The organism is Streptomyces beigongshangae (assembly GCF_019710745.1).
Lineage (GTDB): Bacteria > Actinomycetota > Actinomycetes > Streptomycetales > Streptomycetaceae > Streptomyces > Streptomyces beigongshangae.
The window spans coordinates 239791-255699 of the sequence record NZ_JAHKJW010000002.1; the positions used below are offsets into that span (position 1 = coordinate 239791).

Here is a 15909-nt window from a genome sequence, read left to right on the forward strand (position 1 = left end):
GCAGTAGCCCGATTGATATGGAGAATGACACCCTTTTTGGAGGCTAACGGCCGGAAGTGGCAGCCGGAGGGTTCACTGAAGCTCCTCGACATGCACGAGAGCCGCCCATCCGGCTAGCCATCCGACTGTTTGCCACCCGAACGGGTCGCGCCGGCCGCGGCGCCCGCCTTGACGCCCCCGTCCTTGCCGCCCGACGGGGCTTCAAAGGACTCCAACGCCTCCAGGACGTCCTGGACACGGGAGATCTCGGCATTGATGTCCTGCCGACGGCGGACCAGCACCTCCAGCTCCCGCTTTCCCTCCTCGACCGCGGCCCGCGCCTCGCGCACCGCCTCGGACCTGATCCCCTCCGCCTCCGCGATGAGCGCGGCCTTCTTCTGCTCGGCCTCCTTGAGGAGCCCTTCCGCCTTCTTCACGGCGGCGATCCGGACCTTGCTCGCCTCGGAGCTCGCCTCCGACACCAGGTCCTCGGCCTTCGCCTCGGCTTCCCTCAGCTGGTCCTCGGCGGCCCTGATCAGCGCGTCGCACCGGTCGCCGGCCGCCTTCATCGTCTCGGCGGACTCCCGGCGGGCCCGCTCGTGCAGCTCCTCGATCTCGGTGGTGATCCGGTCGCGCAGCTCCTCGGCCCGCTCCCTTATGGCCGTCGCGTCCCGGCGCGCGCCGACCAGCAGCTCGTCCGCGTCGGCCCTGGACCGCTCCACCAGGGAGTTGCCCTCGACCGTCGCCTCGGCGAGCAGCCGCTCGGCCTCGTTGCGTGCCGCGCCCACCATCGAGTCGGCCTGCGCCTCGGCGTCCGCGGTGGTCTTGCGCGCGTTCTGCTGCGACTCGGAGAGGAGCTTGTCGGCCTCGGCCGTCGTCTCCGTGATCAGCTTGTCGACCTGCTCGGCCGCCTCGGAACGCCGCTTGTTGGCCTCCTTGCGCGCCTTGTCCAGCGTGTCGTCGGCCTCGTCCCGGGCGTTCGACATGAGGCGGTCGGCCTCCGCGGCGGCCTCGGCCTTGACGCGCTGCGCCTCCGAGCGGATCCGCTCGGCGTGCTGCTGGGCGGAGCCGACCGTCTCGGCCGCCTCGGCGCGCAGTCGCTCCGCGTCGCCCGTCGCGTCCGAGATCAGCTTCTCGGCCTTCGCCACGGACTCGGCGCGAACGCGCTCCGCCTCCTGGTTCGTCTCCGCGGTGAGCCGCTCCACCTCGGCCGTGGTCTCGGTGATGAGGGTGTCCGCCTGCGCCGCCGCGTCCGACCGGATGCGGTTGGCGTCCTCCCGGGCCTCGGCCCGGGAGCGCGAGGCGTCCTGCTCGGCCGACGCGATGGTGTCCGATGCCTCCGTGCGTGCCCGCTGGACGTACTCCGAGGCGTCCGAACGCAGCCGCTCGGCCTCGGCGATCGCCTCCGAGACCGTGCGCTCCGCGAGCGACCTGGCGGCCTCCGACTCCTCCTGCGCCTCGCGCCGGATCCGGTTGCCGTCCTCGCTCGCCCGCTCCCGCTCCGCGTGCGCGTCGGCGCGGACCCGGTCGGCCTCCTGCTGCGCCTCGGTGCGCACGCGCTCCGCCACGTGCTCGGCGGCGCTGCGCAGGCCCGTGATCTCCTCCTGGGCCTGCTCGTGCAGCCCGGCCACGGAGTCGCGCACCTGCTGCGCGGTCTGCTCGGCGGCCGACACCATCTCGGTCGCCCGGCGGTCCGCCTCCTCGACCAGCCGTACGGCCTCGGTCTGGGCCTCCTCCACGCGGTTGCGCGCCGAGGCCAGCAGCTCCTCGCTCTGCTCGCGCGCCCGCTGGCGCTCCTGGTCCGCCTCCTGGCGCGCGGCGCCGAGGAGTTCCTCGGCCTCGCGGCGGCGCCGGGCCGCCTCCTCCTGGGCCGCGGACAGCGCCTCGGCGGCCTCGGCGGCGAGCCGCTCTGCGGCGGCCTGGGCCTCCGCCCGTACGCGGTCGGCGGTGTCCTGCGCCTCCGACTTCAGCCGTTCGGCCTCCGCCGCGGCCTCCGAACGCAGCCGTACGGCGACGGACTCGCCCTCGGCACGGGAGGCCGCCGCGTCCGAGGCGGCCTCGTCGCGCAGCCGCTCGGCCTCGGACTCGGCCTGCGCCTGGAGCGTACGGAGCCGCTCGGCGGCCTCGTTGCGCAGCCGCTCGATCTCCTCGGCGGCCTCGCGGCGGATCCGCTCGGCCTCCGCCCGTGCGTCGGTCAGCGCCTGCTCGGCGGAGGCGAGCCGCTCCTCGGCCTCCGTGTGCAGCCGCGCCAGCCCCTCGGCGGCCTCGGCCTGCCGGGCCGCTACGGCGCGCTCGGTCTCCTCGTGCAGCTCGCGGGCGGCCCGCTCGGCGTCCGCCTTGATCTCCTCGGACTGCTCGACGGCCTCCGTGCGGTGCCGCTCGGCCTCCGCGCGGGTGCGCTCCAGGGTCTCCTCGGCCTGGCGGCGCAGCGTCGTCGCGCGCTCGATGGCCTCGGTGCGGACCCGCTGGCTCTCCGTCGTCGCGTTGGAGCGCAGCTCCTCCGCGTCGGCCTTCGCCTTGGCGAGCAGCTCCTCGGCGGTCTTGGCGGCCTCCTCGATCTGCTGGACGGCCTCCCGCCGGGCCTCGGCGCGGATCTTCTCGCCCTCGGCGCCCGCGTCCGCGCGCAGCTGCTCGGCGTCGCCGCGCAGCCGCCGCGCCTCCTCCTGGAGCTCGACCGTCTTGGCGCGGTACTCCTTGGTGTCGTCCTTCGCCGTGCCCTTGAGCTGCTCGGCGATGTCGTGCGCCTCGGCGCGCAGCCGGTCCGCCTCGGCCTCGGCCTCGGCGCGGATCCGCTCGGCCTCCTCGGCCGCGGCCCTGGTGGTCGTCTTGGCGTCCTCGGATGCCTTGTTCAGGACCTCCTCGGCCGTGCGGGCCGCCTTGGCGAGCTGGGAGGCGGTCTCCTCGGCGGTGAGGGCGCGGGCGTTCTCCTCGGCCTCCGCGATGATCTTCTCGGCCCTGGTCCGCGCGTCCGCGACGACCTGCTCGGCCTCGGACCTGGTGGCCTCGGCCTCCTTCGTGGCCTCGCCGACCAGCCGGGCTACCTGTTCCTTGGCCGTACGCGTGCGCTGCTCGTTCGCGGACTCCGCCCCGGCGAGCGCCTTGGCCGCGGCCTCCTTCGCCTCGGAGAGGACCTTCTCCGCCTCGGCCCGCGCCTCGCGCAGCGCCGTGTCCGCCTCGCTGATGCGCTGCTCGGCGGCGCGGCTCAGCTCGCCGGCCTGCCGGCGGGCGCTGTCCGCGTCGGCCGCGGTCGAGGTGCGCAGCTGCTCCGCGTGCTCGGTGGCCTCCTGGGCCTGCTTCGACGCCGCGTTCAGCAGCCGCTCGGCGTCGGTACGGGCCCGGCGCAGCAGCGCCTCGGCCTCCGCGCGGGCCTGCTCGGCGTCGCTCCGCAGCCGCTGCCGGGCCTCGGCGGCGATCCGCTCCGCCTCCGCGCGGGCGGCGGCCAGGGCCTGCTCGGCCTCGTGGCGCGACTCGTCGACCAGCCGGCGGGCCTGCTGCTCGCTGCGGGCCCGCAGCTGCTCGGCCCACGCCACGTTCTCGTTGACGTGCGACTCGACGCTCTGCCGGCGCTCGGCCAGCTCCTGGTCGAGCTGCTGGCGGCGGGTGACCGCCTCCTGGTGCAGCTCGGCCTGGAGACGGGCGGCCTGCTCGGCGTGCTCCTGGAGGATCCGCTGCGTCTGCGCGCGGGCCTGGCTCAGCTCCCGCTCGGCGTCCTGGCGCAGCGACTCCGCCTGCGCCTGGGCGTTGCGGAGCATCTGCTCGGCCTGATAGCCGATGTCGGCGCTGTCGTAGGCAGGCCGGGTCGCCAGAGCGCGCCGCGCCTCGTGCAGCTTGGCGCGCAGCACCTCGACCTGATAGCCGAGGTCCTCGGCGTGCTGGACGGCCTTCTCCCGCTCGGTCTTCAGCCGTTCCATCTCGGCCTCGAACCGAGAGAGGTGGTCGACGTCAGCCGCCGGCTCTCGCTCCTGGCGTTCGTAGCCCCGCACTGCGCGGTCCCATCCGTCCCCTGGTCGCAAGTCTCTCCAAACGAGCACCGTCCATCCGCCGGACGGGGCCCCCGGGGAATGGTGTCAGATCAACGGCGGAGCACGGGCTGCCGCCCCGACGCTCATCCCCCGAAACCTGGACCCCGGCCATCAGATCCCGACGATGAGGACCCGGGCCGCCCCGAAGTGGCGACGGCCGAGCCCAACCCTACCGGCCCAGATATACGGAGGTCAGTGCTCAGGTGACTCAACTGGCGCCGAAGTGACCAGTTCTGTCAGGACGCCATGGCAGTCCTTCGGGTGCAGGAAGGTGATCCTGGAGCCCATCGAACCCCTGCGCGGCTCGTCGTACAGCACCCGTACGCCCTTTCCCCGGATGTCCGCGGCGTCCCCGTCGACGTCCGCCGTGCCGAAGGCGATGTGGTGCACGCCCTCACCGTTCTTGGCCAGCCACTTCCCGACCGCGGAGTCCTCGCGGACGGGCTCCAGGAGCTGGAGGTAGGAGGCGCCGCCGTCGGACGTCTCGTTGATTTTGAGCATGGCCTCGCGCACGCCCTGCTCCTCGTTGACCTCGGAGTGGAAGACCTCGAAGCCGTACGTGGCCCGGTAGAACTCGACGGTCGCGTCGAGGTCGAAGCAGGCGATCCCTATGTGGTCGATTCGCGTCAGCATGGTGTCAGTGCAGCGCTCCGGAGGCGGTTGCGCAACGTGCGCGCGATCACACGACGGGTCGGATGACGGGTGGCCTACCGCTCAGTACCTTCATGAGTAAACCCTCGTTCACTCCTCGGCTGCGCAAGCTGGAAGGGGATCGCTCCTCATGTCTGGAACGAACAACACCACCTCCGTCATCGTTGCGGGTGCACGCACTCCGATGGGGCGGTTGCTCGGCTCCCTGAAGTCGTTCTCCGGAGCCGATCTCGGCGGCTTCGCGATCAAGGCCGCCCTCGACCGTGCGGGGATCGGAGGCGACCTGGTGCAGTACGTGATCATGGGCCAGGTGCTCCAGGCCGGGGCGGGGCAGATCCCGGCACGCCAGGCCGCGGTCAAGGCGGGCATCCCGATGAGCGTCCCGGCGCTCACCGTCAACAAGGTGTGCCTCTCGGGCCTCGACGCCATCGCGCTGGCCGACCAGCTGATTCGCGCCGGTGAGTTCGACGTGGTCGTCGCGGGCGGCCAGGAGTCCATGACCAACGCGCCCCACCTGCTGCCCAAGTCCCGCGAGGGCTACAAGTACGGCGCGATCGAGATGCTCGACGCGATGGCGTACGACGGTCTGACCGACGCGTTCGAGCACATCGCCATGGGCGAGTCGACCGAGCGGCACAACACCCGGCTCGGTATCCTGCGCCCCGAGCAGGACGAGTTCTCCGCCCTGTCGCACCAGAGGGCCGCCGCGGCGCAGAAGAACGGCGTGTTCGACGCGGAGATCACGCCCGTGGAGATCCCGCAGCGCAAGGGCGAACCCGTCGTCTTCGGCCAGGACGAGGGCATCCGCGCGGAGACCACCTCCGAGTCGCTGGGCAGACTGCGGCCCGCGTTCAGCGAGGACGGCACGATCACCGCCGGCTCGGCCTCGCAGATCTCCGACGGGGCGGCCGCCGTGGTCGTCATGAGCAGGGCCAGGGCCGAGGAGCTCGGCCTCGACTGGATCGCGGAGATCGGCGCCCACGGGAATGTGGCCGGACCCGACAACTCTTTGCAGTCGCAGCCGTCGAACGCCATCCGGCACGCGCTCCGGAAGGAGGGCATCGGCGTCGAGGATCTTGACCTGATCGAGATCAACGAGGCCTTCGCCGCCGTCGCGGTCCAGTCGATGAAGGACCTCGGAGTGTCCACGGAAAAGGTGAACGTCAACGGCGGCGCCATCGCGCTCGGTCACCCGATCGGCATGTCCGGCGCCCGGCTCGCCCTCCACCTCGCCCTCGAACTGAAGCGGCGCGGCGGCGGCGTGGGCGCGGCGGCGCTGTGCGGCGGCGGCGGACAGGGCGACGCGCTGATCCTGCGGGTGCCCGGGGCCTGACGCGGGGGTCGGTACGAGTACGGGACCACCGGTACGACTACAGGGCCACCGGTACGACTACGGGGCCATGGGGCCGGGCGATCCGGCCGGTGAACGCTGAACGGAGCTGTCGGAGCTGTGTCGATGCTGCAGGACGTCCCCTCGCTGGTGGCCGCGGCCCGGGAAGGCCGGCCGCGGGCCGTGGCCCGGCTGATCTCCCTGGTGGAGGGGGCGTCCCCGCAGCTCCGCGAGGTCATGGCCGCGCTGGCCCCGCTCACGGGCGGCGCGTACGTCGTGGGGCTCACGGGATCGCCCGGCGTCGGCAAGTCGACGTCCACGTCGGCGCTCGTGAGCGCCTACCGGCGGCGGGGCAGGCGGGTCGGCGTCCTGGCCGTCGACCCGTCGTCGCCTTTCTCCGGCGGGGCGCTGCTCGGCGACCGCGTCCGGATGGCGGACCACGCCGCCGACCCGGGCGTCTACATCCGCTCGATGGCCACCCGCGGCCACCTCGGCGGACTGGCCCGGTCCGCGCCCCAGGCCGTCCGCGTACTGGACGCGGCCGGCTGCGACGTGGTGCTCGTCGAGACCGTGGGCGTCGGGCAGTCCGAGGTCGAGATCGCCTCCCAGGCCGACACGTCCGTGGTGCTGCTCGCGCCCGGCATGGGCGACGGGATCCAGGCGGCCAAGGCCGGGATCCTGGAGATCGGGGACGTGTACGTGGTCAACAAGGCCGACCGGGACGGGGCCGACGCGACGGCCCGCGAGCTGAACCACATGCTGGGGCTCGGCGAGTCCCGCGGGCCCGGGGACTGGCGGCCGCCCATCGTGAAGACGGTGGCCGCGCGCGGGGAGGGGATCGACGAGGTCGTCGAGGCGCTGGAGAAGCACCGGGCATGGATGGAGGAGCGGGGGGTGCTGGCCGCACGGCGGCTGACGCGGGCCTCCCGCGAGGTGGAGACGATCGCCATGACCGCGCTGCGGGAGCGGATCGGCGACCTGCACGGGGACCGGCGGCTCAGCGCGCTCGCCGAGCGGATCGTGTCGGGGGACCTCGACCCGTACGGGGCGGCGGACTCCCTGGTGGAGGCGCTGGCGGAGGGCTGAACCCGTCCTCGGACGCCGGACGGGCCGACATGGTCGGCCCGTCCGGCGTCCGAGGACGAAGGGGGTTTGGGGGCGGGAGAACGAATCAGTCGTCGGTGTCGGTGTCGGTGTCGTCGTTCGAGTCGTTCGAGTCGTCGTCGTCGTCCGACGACGTGTCCGCCGTGACCTTCGCGGAGCCGGTGTCGACCTTCCACTCCTTCTCGGCACCGTTCGCGGCGGTCGTGTCCACGTCCCAGGCGGACGTGCGGCCGTCGTCGTCCAGATCGACGGACGTGACCGTCCCCTTCGCGGCCCCGGCCTCCGCGGCCTCCGCGGCGGTGACGGACGTGCCCTTCAACGCGGCCCGCGCCCGCGCGGTGTCGTCGGCGTCCTCCCGCTCGGCGTCCGAGCCGAGCACCTTCCCCGTGCCCGGGTCGATCCGGACGCTGTGCCAGTCGCCGCCCGAGGACAGCACGTCCACGTCCCACACCAGGCTGCTGCCCTCGTCGTCCAGGTCGGCCGAGACCGCCGTGCCCGGGAGGCTCTTCAGCGCGGCCGTGATCGCGTCGGCCGCCGTGACCTTCGCGGCCTTCACCTCGGCGGCGTCCTCGGCGTCGTCCGCTGTGTCCTTGCGGCCGTCGCGGCCGTCGCGGCCGTCACTGTCATCACGGTCGTTGTCGTCGCGGTCGTCGTCCGAGGCGCGCACGCTGGACTGCTTCGTCGGCGCGTCGTCGTCACCCGTGACGGCGAGGGCCGTCGCCGTACCGCCTCCGATGAGGGCGGCGGCCGCGACGGTGGCGATGACGATGTTGCGCTTCATGGGAATTCCTCCGAGATCATCTGCTTCGACCGGATGTCGAACGTCTTCGGTGCGTTTCGACATGACCCAATCTGGCTGAACGACGCTGAAGGGACCCTGAAGCACCCTGAAGGCTTCTTCAGCTTCGGTTTGGGACCCTCTACACATGCGCCCACCCGTCTCCCACCACCGCCCCGCCCCGGACGCCCCGCGTCGCCCCTTCCGCCTGTTGATCGTGGAGGACGAGAAGCGGCTGGCCCTGTCGCTCGCCAGGGGCCTGACGGCCGAGGGATACGCCGTGGACGTGGTCCACGACGGCCTGGAAGGGCTGCACCGGGCCGGCGAGGACGCGTACGACCTCGTCATCCTCGACATCATGCTGCCCGGGATGAACGGCTACCGGGTGTGCGGCGCCCTGCGGTCCGCCGGGCACGAGGTGCCGATCCTGATGCTCACCGCCAAGGACGGCGAGTACGACGAGGCGGAGGGCCTGGACACCGGCGCCGACGACTACCTCACCAAACCGTTCTCGTACGTCGTCCTGGTCGCCCGGGTGAAGGCGCTCCTGCGGCGGCGCGGCTCCCCGGGCGGCGGAGGGTCGCCCGTGCACGTGCTCGGCGATCTCAAGGTCGACACCGCCGCCCGGCGCGTCCACCTCGCCGAGGACGAGGTCACGCTCACCGCCAAGGAGTTCTCGGTCCTCGAACAGCTCGTCGTGCGGGCCGGCGAGGTGGTGTCCAAGGCGGAGATCCTGGAGCACGTCTGGGACTTCGCCTACGACGGGGACCCGAACATCGTCGAGGTCTACATCAGCACGCTGCGCCGCAAGCTGGGGGCCTCGCTGATCCGGACCGTGCGCGGTGCCGGCTACCGCCTGGAGGCCAGGTGAAACGCCTCCTCGGGTCCGTACGGGCCAGGGCCACGCTCGCCGCGAGCGTCGTGGTGGCCGTCGCGCTCGCCCTCGCGGGCGCCGCGGTCCTGCTGTCGCTGTGGACCAACCTGAGCGAGCAGGCCGGCACGGAGGCCGAGCGGGCCGCCCAGGCGGTCGCCACCGATCTCGTGGCCGGGGCGGCCTACGGAGACCTGTCGCTGGACGACGACGACCAGCCGGTCCAGGTCGTGGACGGCGCCGGGAGGCTCGTCGCGGTGACCAAGGACCTGGAGCGGATCGACGGCACGGGCCTCGACCGGGTCAGGCCGCAGGCCCCGGGACCCGTCACCGACACCGGCACCGGCACCGGCACCGGCGCGGACGGTGAGGACGACGCGGACGACGATCCCCCCGAGACCGGGACCGGGACCGGGACCGAGGCCGTCGACATCGAGGACGCCTCCTTCAGCGACGGCTCCGCCACCATCGACGGCGACACGGCGGACTACCGCTTCGCCACCGTGCCCGTGGAGACCGGGGACAGGGGCACGCTCACCGTCCACGCCGGGGCGCCGCTGACCGCCGAACAGGAGGCCGTGAGCACCGCGCTGACCGTGATCCTCATCGGGTTCCCCCTGCTGCTGGCCCTCGTGGCCCTGGTCACCTGGCTGGTCACCCGCCGGGCGCTGCACCCCGTCGAGGGCATCCGCAGCGAGATGGCGGCGATCACCGCCTCCGAGGACCTCACCCGGCGGGTCCCCGTGCCGGACACCCACGACGAGGTCGCGCGGCTGGCCCGGACCACCAATGAGACGCTCGCCGCCCTGGAGCAGTCGGTCGAGCGCCAGCGGCGGTTCGTCGCGGACGCCTCGCACGAGCTGCGCAGCCCCATCGCCTCCCTGCGCACCCAGCTCGAAGTGGGTGCCGCGCACCCGGAGCTGCTCGATGTGGAAGGGGCCGTCGAGGACACCGTACGGCTGCAGCGGCTGGCCGCCGACCTGCTGCTGCTGGCCCGGCTGGACGCGGGGGAGCGGGCGGCGGACGCGCGCTTCGACCTGGCCGAGTTCGTCCGTACGGAGGCCGCTCAGCGCACCGGGGACCGGGTCGCGGTGTCCGTGGACGCGCCCGCCGCCGGCACCGGCACCGTTGACGTACGCGGCTCCCGCGGTCAGCTGGCGCGGGTGCTGGGCAATCTGCTGGACAACGCGCAGCGGCACACCCGGTCGTCGGTCGCGGTGACCGTCCGGCGCGTGGGGGAGTGGGCCCTCCTGGAGGTCGCCGACGACGGCGCGGGCGTGCCCGCCGCCGAGCGCGAGCGGGTCTTCGAGCGGTTCGTACGGCTCGACGAGGCCCGTACCCGCGACGACGGCGGAGCGGGCCTGGGCCTCGCCATCGCCCGTGACGTGGCCGTGCGGCACGGCGGATCGCTCATCGCCCGGCAGGCCCCGGCGGGCGGAGCCCTGTTCGAACTCCGCCTGCCCGCGGCCCCTTAGTGCTCCGCGGTGCTCTGTAGCCCCTTGGTGCTCCGCGGCGCCCCGTAGCCCCGTCCGGTGTTCACCCGGTCACGGACGCCCCCGCTGCCCCCGGAGGTGTTCCGCGATCGGGGCCAGGGACTTGTGCAGTTCCTCCAGCGCCTCCGGCGGCAGGAGGTCCATGAAGTGCCGCCGCACGGACCCCACATGGTGGGGCGCGACCTTCCGCATCGTCTCCATGCCGTGGTCCGTGAGCACCGCGTACAGTCCGCGCCGGTCGGACTCGCAGTTCTCGCGCCGGACCAGGTCCGCGTTCTCCATGCGGGTGATCTGGTGCGAGAGCCGGCTCTTGGACTGCAGGGTGGCGGACGCGAGGTCGCTCATCCGCATGCGGACGTCCTCCGACTCGGAGAGGTTCACCAGGATCTCGTAGTCGTTCATCGTCAGTCCGAACGGCTGGAGGTCCCTTTCGAGCTGATACGTCAACAGCCTGTTGACCTCCAGGTGGGTGCGCCAGGCGCACTGCTCCGCATCGGTCAGCCAGCGGGTGGCCGTCTCGGTCTCCATGAATGAAGTCTACCTAAATTGTTGAAAGGCGAACTAGTCAGGGCGGCGTGACGGCGCGCACACGTTCGACGTCACACTCCGCAGACTACCGCTCACAGCCCGAAGCGACGCTGGAGGTCTCCCAGCTGTCCGGGAAGGCGCGGTGCGCCGCCCGGCTGCCCAGGGTGGACCGGTGTCCCGCCGCCGCCGGGTACCCCGGGTTCGTTCGGGACCGCCCCCGTCGCCTGCTCCGCCATCAGTGTCTCGGTGGACTGCAGCAGTACCGTGCCGGCTCCCACGAATTCGAACTGGTGCTCCTCCCCGGAGGCCCCGCCGAGGCCCGTCATCGCACGTAGACCGCCCATCAGACCCGTCATGTACCCGTGGTCGTAGTGGTGGCACGGGGAGGGGCAGTCGGCCCAGCCGACCAGGGCCTGCGGATCGACCCGGATCGGGGGTTCCATGAACACCACGGGGCCGTTCGAGGCGGCGACGAACTTGCCCGTTCCGATGAGGGTCAGGAAGCCCGGCACGATCGACTGCTTGAGCGAGAGACTTGGCTGAAAAGCGAGGAGGTTGCCCGAGCGAATGGTCAGGTTGCCCTCCTCCAGGTCGAACGAATTCACCTCGAAGGCCCGGTCGGCGAGGAGCATCTTGCCCGAACCGGAGGCCACCACCCAGTCGCTCGCGTGCAACGGCGAATGGAACGACGTCCGCACGAGACGGTCCAGGCGGCCGTGCCCGATGCCGTTGAACTCCATCGAGCCGTAGTAGGCGATCATCTTGCCCTTCTGCAGGAACCACTCGCTCCCCTTGAGCTCCACGCAGAAGGTGTACGCGTTCACGTTGTCGTCGGCCGGCAGGGTCGCCGGATCGTGAACGAGGGGGCCGACGGGGCCGCTGCCCGGGTGGGTGGTCACAGCTTCTCCTCCGACGCCTGCACGTACACCGCACCACTGCCGCTCAGCTCCAGCTGGAATGCCTCGCCCGAGCCGCGGCCCACCAGATCGCGCAGACCGAGCGCGCTGGAGAGCTTGTTGCGCACGTCCCCGTGGTGGGCGACGTACGCCTGCGGGTCGACGTGCACCGGGCGCTGCGGGCTGATCGGGACCTCGATGACCCCGCCGTGCGCCATGACGGCGACGGAGCCGTGACCCTTGAGGGTCGTGGTGAACAGGCCCTGTCCCGTCACCTGGCCGCGCACCATGCCCATGACCCCGCCCTGCGAGCCCATGAACATCGTGCCCTGCTCCAGGGTGCCGTCGAAGGCCAGCAGCCGGTCCGCCTCCACGTACAGGGTGTCGCCCGTGAGGTCGATCACCTGGATGTGGTGGCCGCCGTGCCCGAACAGGACCGTGCCGGAGCCCTCCACGGTCATCAGGGGCGTCGCCTCGTCGGCGACCCGGCGGCCGATCATCGACATGACCCCGCCCTGGCCGCCCTGCGTGTTCGGGGTGAAGGAGACCTCGCCCCGGTAGGCGAGCATCGCGCCGCGCTGGCTGAACAGCCGCAGGCCCGGCGCGACCGTGGCCTCGATCATCTTGGAGTTGATCTCACGGAAGGGCATGTCACACGTCTCCCGCGATCGAGTTGCGCTCACTGGGCTGCACGTAGACGACTCCGTCGCCCTCGAAGCGGATCTGGAACGCCTCGCCGCCGCCCTCGCCCAGATACGTGCGGAACGTCACGCCGGACTGGAAGGACTGCCGCAGGTCGCCCTGGTGGGCGATGTACGCGCCCGGGTCGACGGTGAGCGGGTACTGCGTGCCGACCCGCAGGGCCACGGCCGGGCCGTCCGACATGATCGCCGCCTGGCCGTGCCCCTCGACCGTGGTCGTGAAGAGGCCGTTGCCCTGGGAGGCGCCCCTGAGGCCCGTGAAGGACGTGCCCGTGCGCAGGCCCGCGTCGGTCGCGAGCAGGTTGCTCGACTCGACGAAGAGCTTGTCGCCCCGGAGGTCCACCAGGTTGATCTCGCTCGCGCGGTCGGCGAACCAGCACGTCCCCTGGCCCCTCACCTCCATGAGGGTCATCTGCTCGCCGGTGATCCGGCGCGTCACCATGCCGCGGATCCCCTCGCCGCCGCCGCTGAGTTTCTTGAAGGCCATCTGACCGTCGTACGCGACCATGGAGCCGTTCTTCGCCTTCACGGCGTCCCCGGTCATGTCGACGGCCAGCACCTTGCTGCCTTGGAGTCGGAACATCGCCACGGTGCGACGGTAGCCGCCGGGTGCGGCCGGGGGCCAGGTCCTCCGGGATGATCCGACCCCGAGCGAACCCCGAGCGAACCCCGGGCAGACCCCGAGGGCGTCCCGGGGGCGCCCGCGTGGGCCGCCGACGCGCGGACCCCGTGCCCGTGCGGTGGGCGGTCGGATGCTTCAATGGGAGTAGCTTGTGCGTACGTTCACAAGGGGGCGTGCCCGCCCCCGGTTCGCTCCTGCGTTCCCTGCCCTCTTCGCCCTCTTCATCCTCTTCATCCTCTCCCGAAGGTGACCCGTGGACATCAAGACCGCCTCCGCCCTCCGCCGCCTCCGCCTGGTCTCCGGTCCGGAGGCCGTCTCGTTCCTGCTGCTGCTCGTCTGCTCGGTGCTGAAGCGGACCACGGAGTTCAACGCGGTGCCGGTCATGGGCATGGTCCACGGCATCCTCTTCGTGCTCTACATGATCTTCTGGGCCGACGCGTGGAACCGGGCGAGGTGGGGGCTGAGGACCGCGGCGCTGTACTTCGTCCTGTCCGTGCTGCCGGGCGGCGGGTTCCTCGCCGAGCGCAGGCTGAAGCGGGAGGCGGAGAACGCGGTCATCGCGTCCCGCGCGCGCAACGAGGGGATCGTCAACGCATGATCGTCGCTTTCTCCGTGACGCCGCTGGGGGTCGGTGAGGACGTCGGGGAGTACGTCGCCGACGCGGTGCGGGTCGTACGGGAGTCGGGGCTGCCGAACCGTACGGACGCGATGTTCACGTCCGTGGAGGGCGAGTGGGACGAGGTGATGGACGTCGTCCGGCGGGCCGTGGCGGCCGTCGAGGCGCGGGCGCCCAGGGTCTCCCTCGTCCTGAAGGCCGACATCCGGCCGGGGGTGACCGACGGGCTGACGTCCAAAGTGGCCACGGTGGAAGGTCACTTGTCCGTGTGAGGTGAGGGGCCCGGGGCGGGCTGCGCCCCGCCCCGGGCCTTGCGGTCCTGCGCCCGCTGCGGGCCGTGGGGCGGGCCGCGCAGTTCCCCGCGCCCCTGCGGGGCGCCCGCGCCCGACTCAACTGCTGACCGCCGGTGGCAACTTCCACCCGACTGGACCCCCTCCGTTCGACACGCCGCCCAAAAGCCACTTCTGTGTGGTTATCGGCTTGTTCGACCACTGGAGGGCACTGTGCGGCCGGAGGGCTACGACTACGACACCCACAGCCGGCTGGCCGGACCGCTCACGGAGCCGTCCGGATCGGCGTACCGGGTGCAGTACACCACGCTCCTGTCGAGCGAGCCCCGCCGAATAAGAGCGGTCCTGCTCATGACGCTCGCCCCGCTGCTCACGGGACTGCTCCTGGTCTACCTCGTGTGGCCCACCCACTGGGTGGAGCGCGAGGGCGGCGCCCGCTGGCTGGTCGGCCTCGACGTCGCCATGCTCGTGTCGATCGGCCTGATCGAACTGTTCATGCTGGTCAACGTGGTCTCCATCGCCCACGCGACGATGGTCGCCAGGGACCCGGTCCCCGTCACCCCGCAGAACGGCACCCGGGTCGCCTTCCTCACCACCTACGTCCCGGGCAAGGAACCCCTCTCGATGGTCCGCGCGACCCTGGAGGGCGCCGTCCGCATCACCCACACCGGCCCGCTGGACGTGTGGCTCCTGGACGAGGGCGACGACATCCGGGCCAAGGCCCTCTGCGAGGAGCTGGGCGTACGCCACTTCACCCGGCACGGCGTCCCCGCGTGGAACAGGGACAAGGGCGTCCACAAGACCCGTACGAAACACGGCAACTACAACGCGTGGATCGCGATGCACGGCGGCGCGTACGACTACTTCGCCTCCGTCGACACGGACCACGTCCCGCACCCGGACTTCCTGGCCCGGACGATGGGCTACTTCCGCGACCCGGACGTCGCCTTCGTCGTCGGCCCGCAGGTGTACGGCAACTACACCACGCCCGTCACCAAGGCGGCCGAGTCCCAGCAGTTCCTCTTCCACGCCCTGATCCAGCGCGCCGGCAACCGCTACCGCGCGCCCATGTTCGTCGGCACCAACAACGTCGTGCGGATCGAGGCCGTGAAGCAGATCGGCGGCCTGTACGACTCCATCACCGAGGACATGGCCACCGGCTTCGAACTGCACCGGAGCCGTAACCCCGGGACCGGCCACCACTGGCGGTCCGTCTACACCCCGGACGTGCTCGCCGTCGGCGAGGGCCCCGCCTCCTGGACGGACTTCTTCACCCAGCAGATGCGCTGGTCGCGGGGTACGTACGAGACGCTGTTCAAGCAGTACTGGAAGGCACCCTTCTCGATGCCGCCCGGACGGCTCTTCTCGTACACGCTGATGCTCGTCTACTACCCCATGACGGCCGTCAACTGGCTGCTGGGCATCCTCAGCTGCGTCCTGTTCCTGTGGTGCGGCGCGTCCGGCACCCAGGTCTCCGCCTCCATGTGGCTGATGCTCTACAGCGACGCCGCGGCGCTCCAGGTCGGCCTGTACCTGTGGAACCGGCGGCACAACGTCTCTCCGCACGAACCGGAGGGCAGCGGCGGTCTGGCCGGCATGGCGATGTCGGCCCTCTCCGCGCCCATCTACCTCCGGTCCCTGGGCGCGGCCCTGGTCCGCCGCCCGAGCCGTTTCGTCGTCACCCCCAAGGGCGACGGCACCAGCCCCGACCGGCTGCTGACCTTCCGTGTCCACCTCTTCTGGGCGGCGGTCCTGACGGCCTCCCTGGCCGCGTCGTTCGTGCTCGACCACACCCACGCGGCCATGCGCACCTGGGCGTTCCTCGCGCTGGCCGTCTGCCTCGCCCCGCCGGCCGTGTGGGCCGCCACCCGCAACCGGGTGCGCAGGGTGGACCGGCGCGTCGTACCCACCGTCCGGATCGCGGAGGCCGAGCCCGCCCCGGCGCTCGCGGGCCGGGCCGGCGCCACGGTCCCCGGCGGCTCGCTCCCCGCGGGGACCGTCTCCAGCAGTACGACAGGAGGTAGTTAG

14 protein-coding genes are annotated in these 15909 nt (G+C 72.0%); 7 read left to right on the forward strand and 7 right to left on the reverse strand.

Translation table 11 applies throughout. The features are described 5' to 3' along the window. Positions 1–113: 113 nt before the first annotated feature. Together scy and mce are read right to left on the reverse strand one after the other, a co-directional pair. Positions 114–3962, reverse strand: a complete 3849-nt coding sequence (scy, locus tag KM933_RS02430; protein ID WP_221348073.1) for a polarized growth protein Scy — start codon at positions 3960–3962, stop codon at positions 114–116. 231 nt (positions 3963–4193) lie between these two features. Continuing rightward, entirely contained in the window at positions 4194–4634 is a 441-nt protein-coding gene (gene mce, locus KM933_RS02435) for a methylmalonyl-CoA epimerase (RefSeq protein ID WP_221348074.1), read from the reverse strand. Positions 4635–4782: 148 nt separating this feature from the next. Between mce and KM933_RS02440 the strand changes: the two genes are divergently transcribed. Together KM933_RS02440 and meaB are read left to right on the forward strand one after the other, a co-directional pair. Further along, on the forward strand, positions 4783–5985 hold the full coding sequence (locus KM933_RS02440) for an acetyl-CoA C-acetyltransferase (protein WP_221348075.1): 1203 nt from the start codon (positions 4783–4785) through the stop codon (positions 5983–5985). A gap of 126 nt (positions 5986–6111) precedes the next feature. Then, a complete protein-coding gene (meaB, locus tag KM933_RS02445; protein WP_221348123.1) occupies positions 6112–7068 on the forward strand; it encodes a methylmalonyl Co-A mutase-associated GTPase MeaB in 957 nt (318 codons plus the stop codon). Positions 7069–7153: 85 nt separating this feature from the next. Here the strand turns inward: meaB and KM933_RS02450 are convergent, their stop codons facing one another. Continuing rightward, positions 7154–7867 carry a PepSY domain-containing protein gene (locus tag KM933_RS02450; RefSeq protein WP_221348076.1) on the reverse strand — a complete coding sequence of 238 codons (714 nt, stop codon included), beginning with the start codon at positions 7865–7867 and terminating at the stop codon, positions 7154–7156. Between the two features lie 145 nt (positions 7868–8012). Here KM933_RS02450 and KM933_RS02455 point away from each other — a divergent pair, with 145 nt between their 5' ends. Together KM933_RS02455 and KM933_RS02460 are read left to right on the forward strand one after the other, a co-directional pair. Continuing rightward, complete coding sequence (locus tag KM933_RS02455) at positions 8013–8735, forward strand: response regulator transcription factor (protein WP_221348077.1); 723 nt, start codon at positions 8013–8015, stop codon at positions 8733–8735. Next, on the forward strand, positions 8732–10210 hold the full coding sequence (locus tag KM933_RS02460; RefSeq protein WP_221348078.1) for a sensor histidine kinase: 1479 nt from the start codon (positions 8732–8734) through the stop codon (positions 10208–10210). Before KM933_RS02455 ends, KM933_RS02460 begins: the two co-directional genes overlap by 4 nt. A gap of 69 nt (positions 10211–10279) precedes the next feature. Here the strand turns inward: KM933_RS02460 and KM933_RS02465 are convergent, their stop codons facing one another. From KM933_RS02465 to KM933_RS02480, 4 genes are all read right to left on the reverse strand, one after another. Then, a complete protein-coding gene (locus tag KM933_RS02465) occupies positions 10280–10756 on the reverse strand; it encodes a MarR family winged helix-turn-helix transcriptional regulator (RefSeq protein WP_221348079.1) in 477 nt (158 codons plus the stop codon). Positions 10757–10848: 92 nt separating this feature from the next. Further along, positions 10849–11655 (reverse strand): AIM24 family protein, encoded by an 807-nt coding sequence (locus tag KM933_RS02470; RefSeq protein WP_221348080.1) that lies wholly within the window; start codon positions 11653–11655, stop codon positions 10849–10851. Continuing rightward, entirely contained in the window at positions 11652–12302 is a 651-nt protein-coding gene (locus KM933_RS02475) for an AIM24 family protein (protein WP_221348081.1), read from the reverse strand. Before KM933_RS02475 ends, KM933_RS02470 begins: the two co-directional genes overlap by 4 nt. A gap of 1 nt (position 12303) precedes the next feature. After that, positions 12304–12936 carry an AIM24 family protein gene (locus tag KM933_RS02480; protein WP_221348124.1) on the reverse strand — a complete coding sequence of 211 codons (633 nt, stop codon included), beginning with the start codon at positions 12934–12936 and terminating at the stop codon, positions 12304–12306. A gap of 292 nt (positions 12937–13228) precedes the next feature. On the opposite strand from KM933_RS02480, the gene KM933_RS02485 reads away from it, so the two are divergent. The 3 genes from KM933_RS02485 to KM933_RS02495 all read left to right on the forward strand — a co-directional run bounded on the left by KM933_RS02485 (position 13229) and on the right by KM933_RS02495 (position 15909). Further along, positions 13229–13573, forward strand: coding sequence for a DUF3817 domain-containing protein (locus tag KM933_RS02485; RefSeq protein WP_221348082.1), 345 nt, complete (start codon positions 13229–13231; stop codon positions 13571–13573). Next, on the forward strand, positions 13570–13863 hold the full coding sequence (locus KM933_RS02490; protein WP_221348083.1) for an MTH1187 family thiamine-binding protein: 294 nt from the start codon (positions 13570–13572) through the stop codon (positions 13861–13863). The genes KM933_RS02485 and KM933_RS02490 overlap by 4 nt, the downstream gene beginning before the upstream one ends. 231 nt (positions 13864–14094) lie before the next feature. Beyond that, positions 14095–15909 (forward strand): glycosyltransferase family 2 protein, encoded by a 1815-nt coding sequence (locus KM933_RS02495; RefSeq protein WP_221348084.1) that lies wholly within the window; start codon positions 14095–14097, stop codon positions 15907–15909.

Bases quoted from the DNA above. Each gene is read 5' to 3' on its own strand.
- mce (WP_221348074.1), bottom strand. From the start codon at position 4,634: ATGCTGACGCGAATCGACCACATAGGGATCGCCTGCTTCGACCTCGAC.
- KM933_RS02440 (WP_221348075.1), top strand. From the start codon at position 4,783: ATGTCTGGAACGAACAACACCACCTCCGTCATCGTTGCGGGTGCACGC.
- KM933_RS02450 (WP_221348076.1), bottom strand. From the start codon at position 7,867: ATGAAGCGCAACATCGTCATCGCCACCGTCGCGGCCGCCGCCCTCATC.
- KM933_RS02455 (WP_221348077.1), top strand. From the start codon at position 8,013: ATGCGCCCACCCGTCTCCCACCACCGCCCCGCCCCGGACGCCCCGCGT.
- KM933_RS02465 (WP_221348079.1), bottom strand. From the start codon at position 10,756: ATGGAGACCGAGACGGCCACCCGCTGGCTGACCGATGCGGAGCAGTGC.
- KM933_RS02475 (WP_221348081.1), bottom strand. From the start codon at position 12,302: ATGCCCTTCCGTGAGATCAACTCCAAGATGATCGAGGCCACGGTCGCG.
- KM933_RS02480 (WP_221348124.1), bottom strand. From the start codon at position 12,936: ATGTTCCGACTCCAAGGCAGCAAGGTGCTGGCCGTCGACATGACCGGG.
- KM933_RS02490 (WP_221348083.1), top strand. From the start codon at position 13,570: ATGATCGTCGCTTTCTCCGTGACGCCGCTGGGGGTCGGTGAGGACGTC.